The following is a 16,571-nucleotide window of genomic DNA, read 5'->3' as shown; positions in this document are numbered from 1 at the left end:
TTGAGGTGCAAAGTGCTGAAAAAACTCCTGCCGTTACTGGCGCTGGTTAGCGTGCCTGTTTTCGCCAAACCTGTTCTCACCGTTTATACCTACGACTCGTTCTCCGCCGACTGGGGCCCGGGCCCGGCAGTCAAAAAAGCCTTCGAAGCAGACTGTAACTGTGAGCTGAAATACGTCGCGCTGGAGGATGGTGTTTCACTGCTGAACCGTCTGCGCATGGAAGGCAAAAACAGCAAAGCCGACGTGGTGCTCGGGCTGGATAACAATCTGCTGGAGGCGGCAACGCAGACAAACCTGTTCGCCAAAAGCGGCGTGCAGACGGATGGGCTGACCGTGCCCGGCGGCTGGAAGAATGACACCTTTGTACCGTTTGATTACGGCTATTTCGCCTTTGTGTATGACAAGAACAAGCTGAAGAACCCGCCAAAGAGCCTTAAGGATCTGGTGGAAAGCCCGAATAAATGGCGCGTGATTTATGAAGATCCGCGCACCAGCACGCCGGGCCTTGGCCTGCTGCTGTGGATGCAGAAAGTGTACGGCGACAAAGCCCCGGAAGCCTGGCAGAAGCTGGCGGCGAAAACCGTCACCGTCACCAAAGGCTGGAGCGAAGCCTACGGCCTGTTCCTGAAAGGGGAAAGCGACCTGGTGCTGAGCTACACCACCTCTCCGGCCTACCACATTATCGAAGAGAAAAAAGAGAACTATGCGGCCGCTGATTTCGCTGAAGGGCACTACCTTCAGGTCGAAGTGGCTGCGCGTACGGCAGCCAGCAAGCAGCCTGCGCTTGCCGAACAGTTCCTGAAGTTTATGGTCAGCCCGGGGTTCCAGAAAGCGATCCCGACCGGCAACTGGATGTACCCGGTGACGCAGGTTGAGCTGCCGGAGGCGTTTAGCTCGCTGGTGAAACCGACAACCACGCTGGAATATACTCCGAACCAGGTCGCAACCGAACGTCAGGGCTGGATTGCTGCATGGCAACGCGCCGTCAGCCAGTAATTCCCGGCTGGCTGCTGCCGGGTATCACGGTTGCCACATTGATGGTGACCGTGGCGCTGGCCGCCTTTCTGGCCTTATGGTTAAACGCCCCGGCGGGAAGCTGGGGTGAGTTCCTGCACGACAGCTACCTGTGGCACGTAGTGAGATTCTCCTTCTGGCAGGCATTTCTCTCCGCCCTGCTGTCGGTTTTTCCCGCTATCTTCCTTTCCCGTTCACTGTACCGCCGCCGCTTTCCCGGACGTCAAACCTTGCTGCGCCTGTGTGCCATGACGTTGATCCTGCCGGTCCTTGTCGCGGTCTTCGGCATCCTGAGCGTGTATGGACGCCAGGGCTTGCTCGCGCAGCTTTTCGCGCTGCTGGGCTGGCACTGGTCGTTCTCGCCCTATGGCTTACAGGGCATTCTGCTGGCGCACGTCTTCTTCAACATGCCGATGGCAACGCGCCTGCTGCTGCAGGCGCTGGAGCAAATTCCCGGCGAGCAGCGCCAGCTGGCGGCTCAGTTAGGCATGCGTGGCTTTACCTTTTTCCGCTTTGTCGAGTGGCCGTGGATGCGTCGGCAAATTCCGGCCATCGCGGCGCTGATTTTCATGCTGTGCTTTGCCAGCTTTGCCACCGTGCTGTCGCTCGGCGGTGGACCACAGGCGACGACCATCGAACTGGCTATCTATCAGGCACTTAACTTTGACTATGATCCAGGCCGGGCGGCGATGCTGGCGATTGTCCAGATGATTTGCTGCCTTGGTTTGATGTTAATCAGCCAGCGTTTGAGCCGCGCTATTGCTCCCGGCAATACGCAGCACACGGGCTGGCGCGATCCGGACGACCGCTTGCACAGCCGAATTATCGATTCGCTGCTGATTATCCTCGCTTTGCTGTTACTCCTGCCGCCGCTTCTGGCGGTGATCGTGGATGGCCTGAATCGTAATCTTCCCCACGTTCTGACGCAGCCCGAGCTGTGGCAGGCTATCTGGACTTCGCTACGCATTGCCGTAGCCGCCGGTTTTCTCTCCGTCGTGCTAACGCTGATGCTGCTGTGGAGTAGCCGCGAACTTCGCGCCAGAAACCAGCACCTTGCCGGACAGGGGCTGGAGCTAAGCGGCATGCTGATCCTCGCCATGCCGGGTATCGTGCTGGCGACCGGCTTCTTTTTATTGCTCAGCAGCAGCGTCGGGCTGCCCACCTCCGCCGACGGAATCGTTATCTTCACCAACGCGCTGATGGCGATTCCTTATGCGCTTAAAGTGCTGGAAAACCCGATGCGCGACGCCACTTCACGCTACAGCCAGCTTTGTCAATCGCTTGGAATGCAGGGCTTCACCCGTTTTCGCGTAGTTGAAATGCGCGCGCTTAAGCGCCCGTTGGCCCAGGCGCTGGCGTTTGCCTGCGTTTTATCGATTGGCGATTTTGGCGTGGTTGCGCTGTTTGGTAATGAAGATTTCCGTACGCTGCCGTTTTATCTTTATCAGCAGATTGGCGCCTACCGCAGCCAGGACGGCGCGGTCACCGCCTTTATTCTGCTGCTACTCTGTTTCCTGTTATTTACCGTGATTGAAAAACTTCCGGGCCGCGATGCTAAAACTGAATGATGTTACCTGGCTGTACGAGCATCTGCCGATGCGTTTTACCCTCTCCGTTAAGCAGGGAGAGCAGATTGCCGTGCTTGGTCCAAGCGGCGCAGGGAAAAGCACGCTGCTGAACCTGATTGCGGGGTTCCTAACGCCTGCCAGCGGTACGCTTTTTATCGAGAACCAGCCGCATACCCTGACGCCACCCGCCAAACGCCCGGTGTCGATGCTGTTTCAGGAGAACAACCTTTTCAGCCACCTGACGATCCGCCAGAACATCGGGCTGGGGATGCATCCAGGGCTGAAGCTGAACGCCGCCCAGCAGCATAAGCTGAGCGTGATCGCCAGCCAGATGGGCATTGAGCCGCTGCTGGAAAGGCTGCCAGGGGAGTTATCAGGAGGCCAGCGTCAGCGCGCGGCGCTTGCACGCTGCCTGGTGCGGGAACAGCCAGTGCTGCTGCTCGATGAACCCTTTTCGGCCCTCGATCCCGCGCTGCGCCAGGAGATGCTCGAGCTGGTCAGTGACGTTTGTCGTCGCCAGCAGCTCACCTTACTGATGGTCTCTCACAGCGTAGAAGATGCGGCCCGTATTGCGCCGCGTTCGCTGGTGATTGCCGATGGACGTATCGCCTGGGATGGCGCAACCGATGAGCTGCTGAGCGGCAAAGCGAGCGCTTCGCATCTGTTGGGGATTCAGGCTTAAAACATAGCCGGGCGGCGCTGCGCTTATACGGCCTACAGGAGAAGTTTGTCGGCCCGGCAAACTCAGTGCCGCCGGGCAGTCTCTTGCCCAAAGAGAGAAAAACTAGCGGCTTACAACCTTACCTAAAATACCCAGATAAACCGGCATCAGCGGATGTCTGAACAGCACATACAGTGAGACCACCGTACCGATGCTCATCACGGGCATCAGCCAGAGCAGGCGAGCGCGCGGCAGGTATCTCGTCAGCCGGTCCGCGCCCGATTTGCCGCTGCGCCACAGCCGCCAGCCGAACCAGGCAGTAAGCCATACCAGTACCGCCGCCAGCAAAAGGAGCCATTTGAAGCTGCCACTTTGCGCATCAGCAGGAATGTCGATCGCGGCCCCGGCCAGAATGCCCGGCAGGAAATAGACCGGCGGCCAGAGCAGGCAGCCAATGATATTTGGCACGATAAATTTGGATACTGGTAAATCGAGCATCCCGGCAACCATCGGCACCAGAGGTCTCGTCGGGCCAACAAAGCGGCCAATCAGTACGGTAATCATGCTGTGCTGATGCAGCGCGTGTTCGGTTTTATCCAGCAGCGCTTTGTTCTTTTGCATGAACGACCAGCGGTGCAGCGGCTTTTTAAAGCGCCAGCCGATCCAGAAGGAGATCCAGTCCCCCAGCAGGCAGCCAATGATGCCCGCAAGCCACGCCTGCCAGAAGTTCACTTCCCCACTGCCAATAAGCGCGCCGAGCGCGGACATCATGATGGTGCCTGGCAGAATTAACCCCACCAGCGCCAGCGATTCCAGAAAGGCCACCAGTGCGACAGCAATCAGTGAATAGACGACCGATTGGGTAATGAAATGTTCCAGCAACGCTTGCATAGGGGTCCCGGTTGGAGAGCGAAGCAGCGATTCTGCGGAGGTGCTGCTGCTTCGTCAAGCCGACAATTGTCTGAATAGTTTACAGGTTATGACCCGCCATCACGCGCAGGGGTTCACTTTTTTCACTCATGGGTTACACCTGCCCGGAACTCGCTGGGGCTGGCGCCGGTGCATTTTTTGAAAACGCGGGAGAAGTAGAGCTGATCTTCGAAGCCTACATTCCGCCCGACGCTGGCAATCGGCATTCTCGTGGTGCTTAGCAGCAGCTTCGCCTGGCTGATTCGCTGATCTTCACGCCAGCTCAGAACGCTGACGCCGAGCTGCTGGCGGAACAGGTGCGAGAGCCGCGACGGCGACAGGCAAACGTGCTGAGCGACGCTGGCAATATCAAACTGGCTGTCCGCCAGGTGGTCGCTGATGTACTGACAGGCATCGCGCACCCGGTTATCCATCGGCGGGAGCAGCGATTCGTTAATCGCCTCCATGCGCCGCAGCAAAAGCTGCTCCAGCAGATTGATGGCCAGCAGTTCAGAATAGCGGCCCACACCCTGCCCGGCATCGATAATCTGCCCGAAAAGCTCCGCAAACCGCGACTGATGCGCTTCGTCCGGGCGGTAAAAACCGGTCTGTGCAAAAAGCGTCGGCCAGCTCAGCCACTCGTGCCAGTAAGCCCGTGGCCGGAAGTAAACCCACTGGTGATACCACTCGCTCGCCTGCGGGTGACGACCATAGTGGTGAATCTCCCCCGGTGGAAACAGCACGATATCCCCCGGACGACAGACAAACTGGTGCCCCTGATTGTTAATCACCCCTTCCCCACGCACCGTCAGGTTAAGGATATAGCCCTTCATGCCGAGCGGGCGGTCAATAAAAAAGTCGAGATAGCCGTCGGCTTCAATCGGCGTCAACCCCGCCACCAGATGGGCGTTAAAAGAGTAGCCGGGTAACAGCGGATCGTTCTGAAGTTCAGGCATAACATCGCTCGCTCAGCAGGATTATAAGGAAAGCATTTGTCCATATTGCCAGCGAAGCGAAAAAGCGATAAATAGCCTGTTATAATATTTGCACGCCGTCACACTTTGCGCTGGCACAGCATTATTGTCCATAAGATTAGCGGTTCACGCCTGACGCTTTTTTCCGCTAAAAACTACTGTTTCTCCATACCCGACCCTCTTCATGGAGCAGCACGATGGCAATAGCAATTGGCCTCGACTTTGGCAGTGATTCAGTGCGAGCGCTGGCGGTGGAGTGCGACACAGGAAAGGAAATCGCCACCCGCGTGGAGTGGTACCCACGCTGGCAGGAAGGGCGCTACTGCGACGCGCCGAACAATCGGTTTCGTCATCATCCAAGGGATTATATTGAATCCATGGAATCAGCGCTTAAAGGGGTGCTGAGCGATCTTGGCGAACGCCGGGCAGACGTCGTAGGCATCGGCGTCGACAGTACCGGCTCCACTCCGGCACCGATTGATAACGAAGGCAATGTCCTGGCTTTACGCCCGGAGTTTGCCGACAATCCCAACGCTATGTTCGTACTGTGGAAAGATCACACCGCCGTTGAAGAAGCCGAAGCCATCACGCGCCTGTGCCACCAGCCCGGAAAAACCGACTACTCCCGCTACATCGGCGGTATTTACTCCAGCGAATGGTTCTGGGCCAAAATCCTGCACGTCACCCGCGCAGACAGCCATGTTGCACAGGCCGCCGTCTCCTGGATTGAATTATGTGACTGGGTGCCCGCTCTGCTTTCCGGCACTACGCGCCCGCAGGATATTCGTCGCGGACGCTGCAGCGCCGGGCACAAATCACTGTGGCATGAAAGCTGGGGTGGCCTGCCGCCTGCCAGCTTCTTCGACGAACTCGATCCTCTTCTCAGTCAGCATCTGCCCTGCCCGTTATTTACCGAAACGTACACCGCCGATATTCCGGTTGGCACGCTTAGCGCCGAGTGGGCGCAGCGCCTGGATCTCACGCAAAGCGTGGTGATTTCCGGTGGCGCATTCGACTGCCATATGGGCGCGGTCGGTGCGGGCGCGCAGCCAAATACGCTGGTGAAAGTTATCGGCACCTCCACCTGCGACATTCTGATTGCCGATAAAACCAGCGTCGGAGAGCGCGCCGTGCAGGGAATTTGCGGCCAGGTCGACGGCAGCGTCACGCCGGGCTTTATCGGTATGGAGGCGGGACAATCTGCCTTTGGCGACATCTATGCCTGGTTTGGCCGCATCCTCGACTGGCCGCTGGAGCAGCTGGCCGCTCAGCATCCGGAGCTGAAGGAGCAGATTAAAGCCAGTCAAAAACAGCTTCTTCCGGCCTTGACCGCCGCGTGGGCGCAAAAGCCATCGCTGGAACATCTTCCGGTGGTACTCGACTGGTTTAACGGCCGCCGAACGCCGAATGCCAACCAGCGTCTGAAGGGCGTGATTACCGATCTGAATCTCGCCACCGATGCCCCTGCGCTGTTCGGCGGGCTGGTGGCGGCCACCGCTTTTGGCGCGCGCGCCATTATGGAGTGCTTCACCTCACAGGGCATTCCGGTGAACAACGTGATGGCGCTCGGCGGCATTGCCCGTAAAAACGTGGCGATTATGCAGGCCTGCTGCGACGTGCTCAATCGCCCGCTACAGATTGTGGCCTCCGATCAGTGCTGCGCGCTGGGCGCGGCAATATTCGCTGCCGTGGCCGCGGGCGTTCACGCCAACATTCCGGCCGCGCAGCAAAAGATGGCAAGCCACATCGAACACACGCTTGAGCCGCGCCCGACTCAGGCTCAACGCTTCGAACAGCTTTATCAGCGCTACCAGCAATGGGCGAAGAGCGCCGAACACCACTATCTCCCTTCTGCCACCTGCACGGAAAGACCGTCGGCAGCACTGACGCACTAAGGAAATGACAATGACGATTTTTAGCAATTATGAAGTCTGGTTTGTGATTGGCAGTCAGCATCTGTACGGCCCGGAAACCCTGCGCCAGGTGACGCAGCATGCCGAACACGTGGTGAACGCGCTGAACGCCGAGGCGAAACTGCCCTGTAAGCTGGTGCTGAAACCACTCGGCACCCGTCCCGATGAAATCACCGCCATCTGTCGCGATGCGAACTACGACGACAAATGCGCAGGTCTTGTGGTCTGGCTGCACACCTTCTCGCCCGCAAAAATGTGGATTAATGGCCTGACCATCCTCAATAAACCGCTGCTGCAGTTCCATACCCAGTTCAACGCCGCGCTACCGTGGGACAGCATCGACATGGACTTTATGAACCTGAACCAGACCGCACACGGCGGCCGCGAATTCGGCTTCATCGGCGCACGTATGCGTCAGCAGCACAGCGTGGTGACGGGCCACTGGCAGGACAAACGCGCCCACGAACGCATCGGCTCGTGGATGCGCCAGGCGATATCGAAACAGGATACCCGCCACCTGAAAGTGGTGCGCTTTGGTGACAACATGCGCGAAGTGGCGGTGACCGACGGCGATAAGGTTGCCGCGCAGATTAAATTCGGCTTCTCCGTGAATACCTGGGCCGTGGGGGATTTGGTGCAGGTGGTGAACGAAGTCAGCGATGGCGACGTCAGCGCGCTGGTCGACGAATATGAAAGCACCTACCGCCTGACTGCCGCCGCGCAGGTTCACGGCGATAAGCGCCAGAACGTGCTGGATGCAGCACGCATTGAGCTGGGCATGAAGCGCTTTCTTGAACAGGGCGGTTTCCACGCCTTCACCACCACCTTTGAAGATTTGCACGGTCTGAAGCAGCTGCCGGGCCTGGCGGTACAGCGCCTGATGCAGCAGGGCTACGGCTTTGCGGGCGAAGGCGACTGGAAAACGGCGGCGCTGCTGCGGATCATGAAGGTGATGTCGACCGGCCTCGCGGGGGGCACCTCCTTTATGGAGGATTACACCTATCACTTCGACAGCGGCAACGATCTGGTGCTGGGCTCGCACATGCTGGAGATCTGCCCAACCATCGCCACCGCCGAAAAACCGATCCTTGACGTGCAGTATCTCGGCATCGGTGGCAAAGCCGATCCGGCCCGTCTGATCTTCGACACCCAACCCGGACCGGCGCTGGTGGCAAGCCTGGTCGATCTCGGGGATCGGTTCCGCCTGCTGGTGAACACCATTGAGACCGTAAAAACACCGCACAGCCTGCCGAAGCTGCCGGTAGCGAATGCGTTGTGGAAAGCGCATCCGAATCTTGAAGTGGCTTCGGAAGCCTGGATTGTCGCGGGCGGTGCGCACCATACCGTCTTCAGCCATGCGCTGACCCTGGACGACCTGCGTCAGTTTGCCGAGCTGCACGATATCGAGCTGACCGTCATCGACAACGACACCCGCCTGCCAGCCTTTAAGGATGCGCTGCGCTGGAACGAAGTCTATTACGGGTCAAAACGTTAAGCATTGCCCGGCGACGTTCCGCTTGCCGGGCCTGCGGTTTTGTAGGCCGGATAAGCGAAGCGCCATCCGGCAGGGGGACAATAATGTTAGAAGATCTCAAACGTCAGGTGCTGGAAGCCAATCTCCAGTTACCCAAACACCACCTGGTGACCCTGACCTGGGGTAACGTCAGCGCCGTTGACCGCGAGAAAGGCCTGTTCGTGATTAAACCGTCCGGCGTGGAGTATGACGTGATGACAGCAGAAGATATGGTGGTGGTCAGCCTCGCTACGGGCGAAGTGGTGGAAGGCCGCAAAAAACCCTCCTCCGATACGCCCACGCATCGTCTGCTTTATCAGGCGTTTCCGACCATCGGAGGCATCGTCCACACCCACTCACGCCACGCGACAATATGGGCGCAGGCAGGCCAGCCCATTCCGGCGACGGGCACCACCCACGCGGACTATTTCTACGGCAGTATTCCCTGCACGCGCAAAATGACGGACGCCGAGATCAACGGTCAGTATGAATGGGAAACCGGAAACGTGATTGTCGAAACGTTTGAAAAACAGAGTATTGATGCGGCACAAATGCCCGGCGTTCTGGTGCATTCCCACGGCCCGTTTGCCTGGGGGAAAACGGCCGAAGACGCCGTGCATAACGCCATCGTGCTGGAAGAAGTTGCCTACATGGGCATTTTTTGTCGCCAGCTTTCCCCACAGCTGCCGGACATGCAAACAACGCTGCTGGACAAACACTACCTGCGCAAGCACGGTGCGAAGGCCTATTACGGGCAATGACACCTGTATAAAACCACAGCAATTCAGGGCAAACCAGGCTATACTCAGGCCTGGTTTTCTTTTTGAGTAGAGCTTGTGGCACAGGCGCGAGAAGGTTTTTTGTTAACCCGTCACTGGCGGGACACTCCGCAGGGCACTGAAGTCACCTTCTGGCTGGCAACCGACAACGGCCCGTTACAGGTCACGCTCCCGCCGCAGGAGTCTGTGGCGTTTATCCCGGAATCGCAGTGCCCGCAGGTCGAGCGCCTGCTGCGTGGGGAAAATGACGCACGCCTCGCCCCCTTAGCCCTGAAGGATTTTCACCGTCAGCCGGTGTTCGGCCTCTATTGCCGTTCGCATCGTCAGCTGATGCGGCTTGAAAAGCTGCTGCGTACCGAGGGCATCACCGTCTATGAAGCGGATATCCGCCCGCCGGAGCGCTATCTCATGGAACGCTTCATCACCGCTCCCGTATGGGTGGAAGGTGAAGCGCAGGGCAATACGCTGGTCAATGTGCGCATGAAACCCAGCCCACACTATCGCCCGCCGCTGAAGTGGGTGTCGCTGGATATCGAAACCACCCGCAACGGCGAGCTGTACTGCATTGGCCTTGAAGGCTGTGGGCAGAAAATTGTCTATATGCTCGGACCGGAAAATGGCGATGCGTCACATATTGATTTTCAGCTCGAGTACGTCGCCAGCCGCCCGCAGCTGCTGGAAAAGCTCAACGTCTGGTTTGCCGAACACGACCCTGACATCATCATCGGCTGGAACGTGGTGCAGTTTGACCTGAAAGTCCTGCAAAAACATGCCGAACGGTATCGAATTCCACTGATGCTCGGGCGTGACAATACGGAAATCGACTGGCGCGAACATGGCTTCAAAAACGGCGTGTTTTTTGCCCAGGCCACCGGTCGGTTGATTATCGACGGTATTGAAGCGCTGAAATCCGCCTTCTGGAACTTCCCGTCATTTTCTCTGGAAACCGTCTCGCAGGAGCTGCTCGGTGAAGGAAAATCCATCGACAATCCCTGGGACAGAATGGACGAAATTGACCGCCGTTTCGCCGAAGATAAGCCCGCATTAGCCAAATACAATCTGAAGGACTGTGAGCTGGTCACGCGCATTTTCCACAAAACGGAAATCATGCCGTTCCTGCTGGAACGCGCCACGGTAAACGGATTGCCGGTGGACCGCCACGGTGGCTCGGTAGCCGCTTTCGGGCACCTCTACTTCCCGCGGATGCATCGCCTTGGCTATGTCGCGCCCAACCTGGGTGAAGTACCGCCGCAGGCAAGCCCCGGCGGCTACGTCATGGACTCGCAGCCCGGTCTCTACGACTCGGTGCTGGTGCTGGATTACAAAAGCCTGTATCCGTCCATCATCCGCACTTTTCTGATAGACCCTGTCGGCCTGGTGGAAGGCATGGCGCAACCAGATGCGACACACAGCACCGAAGGTTTCCTGGGAGCGTGGTTTTCACGGGACAAACACTGCCTGCCGGATATTGTCGGGCAGATCTGGCATGGGCGAGATGAAGCCAAGCTGCATAACAACAAGCCGCTGTCACAGGCACTCAAGATCATCATGAATGCCTTTTACGGCGTGCTCGGCACCAGCGCCTGCCGTTTTTTCGATCCCCGCCTTGCCTCGTCGATCACCATGCGCGGCCACGCGATCATGCGCCAGACTAAAGCGCTGGTGGAATCGCAGGGCTACGACGTGATCTATGGCGATACCGATTCTACTTTCGTCTGGCTGAAACGCGCGCACAGCGAGGAAGAAGCGGCAAAGATTGGTCGTCAGCTGGTGACATTCGTCAACGAATGGTGGACTGAAGAGCTGCAAAAACAGGGGCTTACCAGCGCAATGGAGCTGGAGTTCGAAACCCATTTCTGCCGCTTCCTGATGCCCACCATCCGCGGCACCGAAACGGGCAGCAAAAAGCGCTACGCGGGCATGATTCAAAGCGGCGACGAGCAGCGGATGGTGTTCAAAGGGCTGGAGACGGTGCGCACCGACTGGACGCCGCTGGCGCAGGCATTCCAGCAAGAGCTGTACCGCCGCATTTTCCGCAACGAGCCGTACCAGGATTTTATTCGCGAGACGATCGCGAAGCTGATGGCGGGTGAGCTGGACGACAAACTGGTCTACCGCAAACAGCTCAGGCGCCCGCTGGCGGAGTACCAGCGCAACGTACCGCCGCACGTGCGCGCCGCCCGGCTTGCCGATGAACAGAATGCGAAGCTGGGACGGCCGTTGCAGTACCAGTCTCGTGGCAGCATTAAGTACGTCTGGACCACCAGCGGCCCGGAACCGCTGGCTTACAGGCAGTCTCCGCTGGACTATGAGCACTATCTGACGAAGCAGCTCGAACCGGTCGCCGACGGAATTTTACCCTTCGTCCACGACGATTTTGCTACACTACTGACAGGACAACTGGGGCTATTTTGACAGGTGACTAACACCCTGGCTTCCAGTACCATAGCGCCCTTTCCATTCCTGGACCCCAATTTTGCCTCTCCGTGGTTTTCTCCGCGGAGGACGATTATTGCCTGCAATTGAAGAATAGAGCTCAGAATATATGCCTTTTACACTTGGTCAACGCTGGATCAGCGATACAGAAAGCGAACTGGGATTAGGGACAGTCGTCGCGCTGGATGCGCGCATGGTGACTCTTCTCTACCCGGCAACGGGCGAAAACCGACTGTATGCCCGCAATGACTCCCCTATCACTCGCGTGATGTTCAATCCGGGCGATACCATCACCAGCCATGACGGCTGGCAGCTGCGCGTTGACGAAGTAAATGAAGAGAATGGCCTGCTGGCCTATACCGGCCTGCGTCTGGACACCGAAGAAGAAGGCGTGGTGCTGCGTGAGATCTTCCTCGACAGCAAGCTGATTTTCAGCAAGCCGCAGGACCGCCTGTTTGCCGGTCAAATTGACCGCATGGATCGCTTTGCCCTGCGCTACCGCGCCCGCAAATACCAGAGCGAAGAGTACCGCATGCCGTGGAGCGGCCTGCGCGGCCAGCGCACCAGCCTGATCCCACACCAGCTGCATATCGCTCACGACGTGGGCCGTCGTCATGCGCCGCGCGTACTGCTGGCCGATGAAGTCGGCCTCGGTAAAACCATCGAAGCCGGGATGATCCTGCATCAGCAGCTGCTCTCTGGCGCCGCCGAGCGCGTGCTGGTTATCGTTCCGGAAACCCTGCAGCACCAGTGGCTGGTGGAAATGCTGCGCCGCTTCAACCTGCGCTTTGCGCTGTTTGACGATGAGCGCTATGCCGAAGCGCAGCACGACGCCGACAACCCGTTTGAAACCGAACAGCTGGTGATTTGCTCGCTGGACTTCGTGCGCCGCAGCAAGCAGCGCCTGGAGCATCTGTGCGATGCCGAGTGGGACATCATGGTGGTCGACGAAGCGCACCACCTGGTATGGAGTGAAGATGCACCAAGCCGTGAATACCAGGCCATTGAACAGCTGGCCGAGCGCGTGCCGGGCGTACTGCTGCTGACCGCAACGCCGGAACAGCTGGGCCTCGAAAGCCACTTTGCCCGCCTGCGTCTGCTCGATCCAAACCGCTTCCACGATTTTGAGCAGTTTGTGGAGGAACAACAGAACTATCGCCCGGTCGCGGATGCCGTTTCTCTGCTGCTCAGCGGTGAAAAACTGAATAATGAGCAGATGAACGCCCTGAGCGAGCTCATTGGCGAGCAGGACATTGAGCCGTTATTGCAGGCGGCCAACAGCACCAGCGATGATGCCGAAAACGCGCGTCAGGAGCTGATTGCGATGCTGATGGACCGCCACGGTACCAGCCGCGTGCTGTTCCGTAACACCCGTCATGGCGTAAAAGGCTTCCCGAAACGCGAGCTGCACACCATCAAGCTGCCGCTACCGACTCAGTACCAGACGGCGATTAAAGTCTCCGGCATTATGGGGGCGCGTAAATCCTCGGAAGAACGCGCCCGTGACATGCTGTACCCGGAGCAGATTTATCAGGAATTTGAAGGCGATACCGGCACCTGGTGGAACTTCGATCCGCGCGTTGAGTGGCTGATGGGCTACCTGACCGCACACCGTTCCCAGAAGGTGCTGGTGATCTGCGCCAAAGCCGCCACGGCGCTTCAGCTGGAGCAGGTACTGCGCGAGCGCGAAGGCATCCGTGCCGCCGTGTTCCATGAAGGCATGTCGATTGTGGAGCGCGATCGCGCCGCAGCCTGGTTTGCCGAAGAAGATACCGGCGCACAGGTGCTGCTCTGCTCTGAAATCGGTTCCGAAGGCCGTAACTTCCAGTTCGCCAGCAACCTGGTGATGTTCGATCTGCCGTTCAACCCGGACCTGCTCGAGCAGCGAATTGGTCGTCTGGACCGTATAGGCCAGGCGCACGACATCCAGGTTCACGTGCCGTATCTGGAAAAAACCGCCCAGTCGGTGCTGGTACGCTGGTTCCATGAGGGTCTGGACGCCTTCGAGCACACCTGCCCGACGGGTCGCACCATTTATGACAGCGTTTACACCCAGCTGATTGAGTATCTGGCCGCGCCGGAAAACACTGACGGCTTCGACGATCTGATCAAAACCTGCCGCGAGCAGCACGATGCGCTCAAGGCACAGCTCGAACAGGGCCGCGATCGCCTGCTGGAGATCAACTCCAACGGCGGTGAAAAAGCGCAGCGGCTTGCCGAGAGCATTGAAGAGCAGGACGACGATACCGGGCTTATCAGCTTCTCGATGAACCTGTTCGATATCATCGGCATTAATCAGGACGATCGCGGCGAAAACCTGATCGTCCTGACGCCGTCGGATCATATGCTGGTGCCGGACTTCCCGGGCCTGCCGGAAGATGGCTGTACCGTCACCTTTGAACGTGACGTGGCGCTGTCCCGTGAAGATGCACAGTTCCTGACCTGGGAGCATCCGCTGATCCGCAACGGTCTGGATCTGATCCTCTCCGGTGACACCGGCAGCAGTACGATTTCCCTGCTGAAAAACAAAGCGTTGCCGGTCGGCACGCTGCTGCTGGAGCTGATCTACGTTGTGGAAGCCCAGGCACCGAAACAGCTTCAGCTCAACCGCTTCCTGCCGCCAACGCCGGTGCGTATGCTGGTCGATAAGAACGGCAACAATCTCGCGGCGCAGGTGGAGTTTGAAACCTTCAACCGCCAGCTGAGCGCGGTGAATCGTCATACCGGCAGCAAGCTGGTGAACGCGGTCCAGCAGGACGTGCACGCCATTCTGCAACAGGGCGAAGCGCAGGTCGAAAAAGCGGCGAAAGCCCTGATCGCTGCCGCACGCCAGGAAGCAGACGAGAAACTGACGGCGGAGCTGTCGCGTCTTGAGGCGCTGAAGGCGGTCAACCCGAACATTCGCGATGACGAACTGGAAGCCATTGAAAGCAACCGTCAGCAGGTGATGGAAGCCCTGGCGCAGGCCGGATGGCGTCTGGATGCGCTGCGACTGATCGTCGTGACGCATCAATAAGGAAAAGGTTATGGTTCTGGAGTCCTACAATCCGCCGCAGGATCCCTGGCTGGTGGTGCTGTATCAGGATGAGCACATTATGGTGGTCAACAAGCCGAGCGGCCTGTTGTCCGTGCCGGGCCGCCTTGCCGAGCACAAAGACAGCGTGATGACGCGCGTACAGCGTGATTTTCCGCAGGCCGAATCCGTGCATCGTCTCGACATGGCGACCAGCGGCGTGATTGTGGTGGCTCTCACCAAAGCGGCGGAGCGGGAGCTGAAGCGCCAGTTCCGCGAGCGTGAACCGAAAAAGCAGTATCTGGCACGCGTCTGGGGTCATCCGGAGAAGGCGGAAGGTTTAGTCGATCTTCCGCTGATTTGCGACTGGCCGAATCGCCCGAAGCAAAAAGTGTGTTTCGAAACGGGAAAGTCCGCGCAAACGGAATATGCAGTGCTGGAATACGCCGATGACAATACGGCTCGCATACAGCTGAAACCTGTCACCGGGCGCTCCCATCAGCTGCGCGTGCACATGCAGGCGCTGGGGCATCCGATTCTGGGCGACCGTTTCTATGCCACGCCGGAAGCCCTGGCGATGGCGCCGCGCCTGCTGCTTCACGCGGAGATGTTAACCATTACTCACCCGCAGTTTGGCAACAGCATGACGTTTAAGGCACCGGCGGATTTCTGATTTTTTGCCCGGTGGCGGCTGATGCCTTACCGGCCTACGAAAACGCTTCCCCGAGGGCCGGATAAGGCGCCAGCCGCATCCGGCAATTCATAGCACTTTATTTAAAACCTTTCTGATCTTTCACCAGCTCGTACGCACGCTGGATCTCCTGCGCTTTCTGCTTCGCCATTTCCATCATTTCTGGCGGCAAGCCTTTCGCAACCAGCTTATCCGGGTGATGTTCGCTCATCAGCTTGCGGTACGCACGTTTGATGGTTGTGGCATCGTCAGTGGGCTTTACGCCCAGTACGTTGCAGGCATCTTCCAGGGTCGGGCCTCGCTGTGACTGCTGCCAGCCACCGCCTGAACGTGACTGCTGCTGATAGCCGCCACCAAACTGCGCACCGCCCTGCATCATGCGTAAAAACTGATCGAACTGCGCGCGGGAGATGCCCAGCTCGTCGGCAATAACGAACAGCACTTCGCGCTCGTTCGGGTGCAGAGAGCCATCGGCAAACGCGGCCTGAATCTGAATTTCCAGAAACATCCGAATCAAATCAAAGCGGCCAAAGCAGACGCCGCGGAACTGGCGCATTTTCTCGCGCAGCGGGTAGTTATCTGCCTTACCAACGCGAAACGCCTGCTGCGCTGCAGTGCGGGAAGCACCATGCAGATTCATTCTGTCCATTAAAACGCTGGCGACCTGAATGTCCGCCTCGGTCACGCGCCCTTTGGATTTAGTCAGGTGTCCCATCACCTCAAAGGTGGTGGCAAAAAACAGCGACTGACGCTCCTGCTGACCCGCAAAAAAGTTGAGTCTTCGGCTTCGCGCCTTGTCAAACATGTGGCCAATCAGCAGGCCAAGCACCGCGCCCCAGAATCCACCGCCCATCATGAGCGCCACGGCCACACCAATCACTTTACCCCAATACTGCATAGACTCCCCGGATAGTCATTATCATCATGTCGCAGGTAATGGCTTGCGCCTTGATAAAAGGCGATTTTCACAGCACTCACCTGATGGTCAGTGCAGGACATAACCTATAATTTGCTTTATCATACTCGCCATTCTACACAGTGCCTAACGCCACTGGCTCGAAGCGGCAGGATTAACACTGGCGCGTTAACGATGAGTACGT

The 16,571-nt window shown here is 58.3% G+C and carries 12 protein-coding genes; 9 read left to right on the top strand and 3 right to left on the bottom strand.

The genetic code is table 11. The features are described from left to right. Nucleotides 1-12: 12 nt before the first annotated feature. Genes thiB through thiQ form a run of 3 tightly spaced genes read left to right on the top strand, consistent with a single transcriptional unit; the run spans nt 13 to nt 3,264 of the window. The gene (gene thiB / locus AB1287_RS01595; protein ID WP_312626117.1) at nt 13-996 is read left to right on the top strand and encodes a thiamine ABC transporter substrate binding subunit; all 984 of its coding nucleotides are present in this window, start codon (nt 13-15) and stop codon (nt 994-996) included. Beyond that, complete coding sequence (thiP, locus tag AB1287_RS01590) at nt 972-2,582, top strand: thiamine/thiamine pyrophosphate ABC transporter permease ThiP (protein ID WP_435616740.1); 1,611 nt, start codon at nt 972-974, stop codon at nt 2,580-2,582. The genes thiB and thiP overlap by 25 nt, the downstream gene beginning before the upstream one ends. Continuing rightward, entirely contained in the window at nt 2,566-3,264 is a 699-nt protein-coding gene (gene thiQ, locus AB1287_RS01585) for a thiamine ABC transporter ATP-binding protein ThiQ (RefSeq protein WP_312626113.1), read from the top strand. Before thiP ends, thiQ begins: the two co-directional genes overlap by 17 nt. Nucleotides 3,265-3,366: 102 nt before the next feature. On the opposite strand, the gene AB1287_RS01580 is transcribed toward thiQ, so the two are convergent. Next, the gene (locus AB1287_RS01580) at nt 3,367-4,134 is read right to left on the bottom strand and encodes a DedA family protein (RefSeq protein WP_312626111.1); all 768 of its coding nucleotides are present in this window, start codon (nt 4,132-4,134) and stop codon (nt 3,367-3,369) included. 122 nt (nt 4,135-4,256) lie between these two features. Further along, entirely contained in the window at nt 4,257-5,108 is an 852-nt protein-coding gene (gene araC, locus AB1287_RS01575; protein ID WP_435616739.1) for an arabinose operon transcriptional regulator AraC, read from the bottom strand. Between the two features lie 215 nt (nt 5,109-5,323). Here araC and araB point away from each other — a divergent pair, with 215 nt between their 5' ends. The 6 genes from araB to rluA all read left to right on the top strand — a co-directional run bounded on the left by araB (nt 5,324) and on the right by rluA (nt 15,453). After that, nucleotides 5,324-7,021, top strand: a complete 1,698-nt coding sequence (gene araB / locus AB1287_RS01570) for a ribulokinase (protein WP_435616738.1) — start codon at nt 5,324-5,326, stop codon at nt 7,019-7,021. A 10-nt stretch (nt 7,022-7,031) separates the two neighbouring features. Next, nucleotides 7,032-8,534, top strand: a complete 1,503-nt coding sequence (araA, locus tag AB1287_RS01565) for an L-arabinose isomerase (RefSeq protein ID WP_435616737.1) — start codon at nt 7,032-7,034, stop codon at nt 8,532-8,534. An 83-nt stretch (nt 8,535-8,617) separates the two neighbouring features. Continuing rightward, the gene (gene araD / locus AB1287_RS01560; protein ID WP_435616736.1) at nt 8,618-9,313 is read left to right on the top strand and encodes an L-ribulose-5-phosphate 4-epimerase; all 696 of its coding nucleotides are present in this window, start codon (nt 8,618-8,620) and stop codon (nt 9,311-9,313) included. Between the two features lie 75 nt (nt 9,314-9,388). Next, complete coding sequence (gene polB / locus AB1287_RS01555) at nt 9,389-11,746, top strand: DNA polymerase II (protein WP_435616735.1); 2,358 nt, start codon at nt 9,389-9,391, stop codon at nt 11,744-11,746. A 130-nt stretch (nt 11,747-11,876) separates the two neighbouring features. Beyond that, complete coding sequence (gene rapA, locus AB1287_RS01550; protein ID WP_312626101.1) at nt 11,877-14,783, top strand: RNA polymerase-associated protein RapA; 2,907 nt, start codon at nt 11,877-11,879, stop codon at nt 14,781-14,783. A 10-nt stretch (nt 14,784-14,793) separates the two neighbouring features. Next, nucleotides 14,794-15,453 (top strand): bifunctional tRNA pseudouridine(32) synthase/23S rRNA pseudouridine(746) synthase RluA, encoded by a 660-nt coding sequence (rluA, locus tag AB1287_RS01545; protein WP_435616734.1) that lies wholly within the window; start codon nt 14,794-14,796, stop codon nt 15,451-15,453. A gap of 97 nt (nt 15,454-15,550) precedes the next feature. On the opposite strand, the gene djlA is transcribed toward rluA, so the two are convergent. Then, nucleotides 15,551-16,369, bottom strand: coding sequence for a co-chaperone DjlA (djlA, locus tag AB1287_RS01540; protein ID WP_312626097.1), 819 nt, complete (start codon nt 16,367-16,369; stop codon nt 15,551-15,553). Nucleotides 16,370-16,571 lie beyond the last annotated feature (202 nt).

The sequence above is a fragment of the Scandinavium sp. UTDF21-P1B genome (genome assembly GCF_040750395.1).
GTDB lineage: Bacteria > Pseudomonadota > Gammaproteobacteria > Enterobacterales > Enterobacteriaceae > Scandinavium.
The sequence above is the reverse complement of the archived record's forward strand: the minus strand, read 5'-3'. Positions and strand labels throughout refer to the sequence as shown.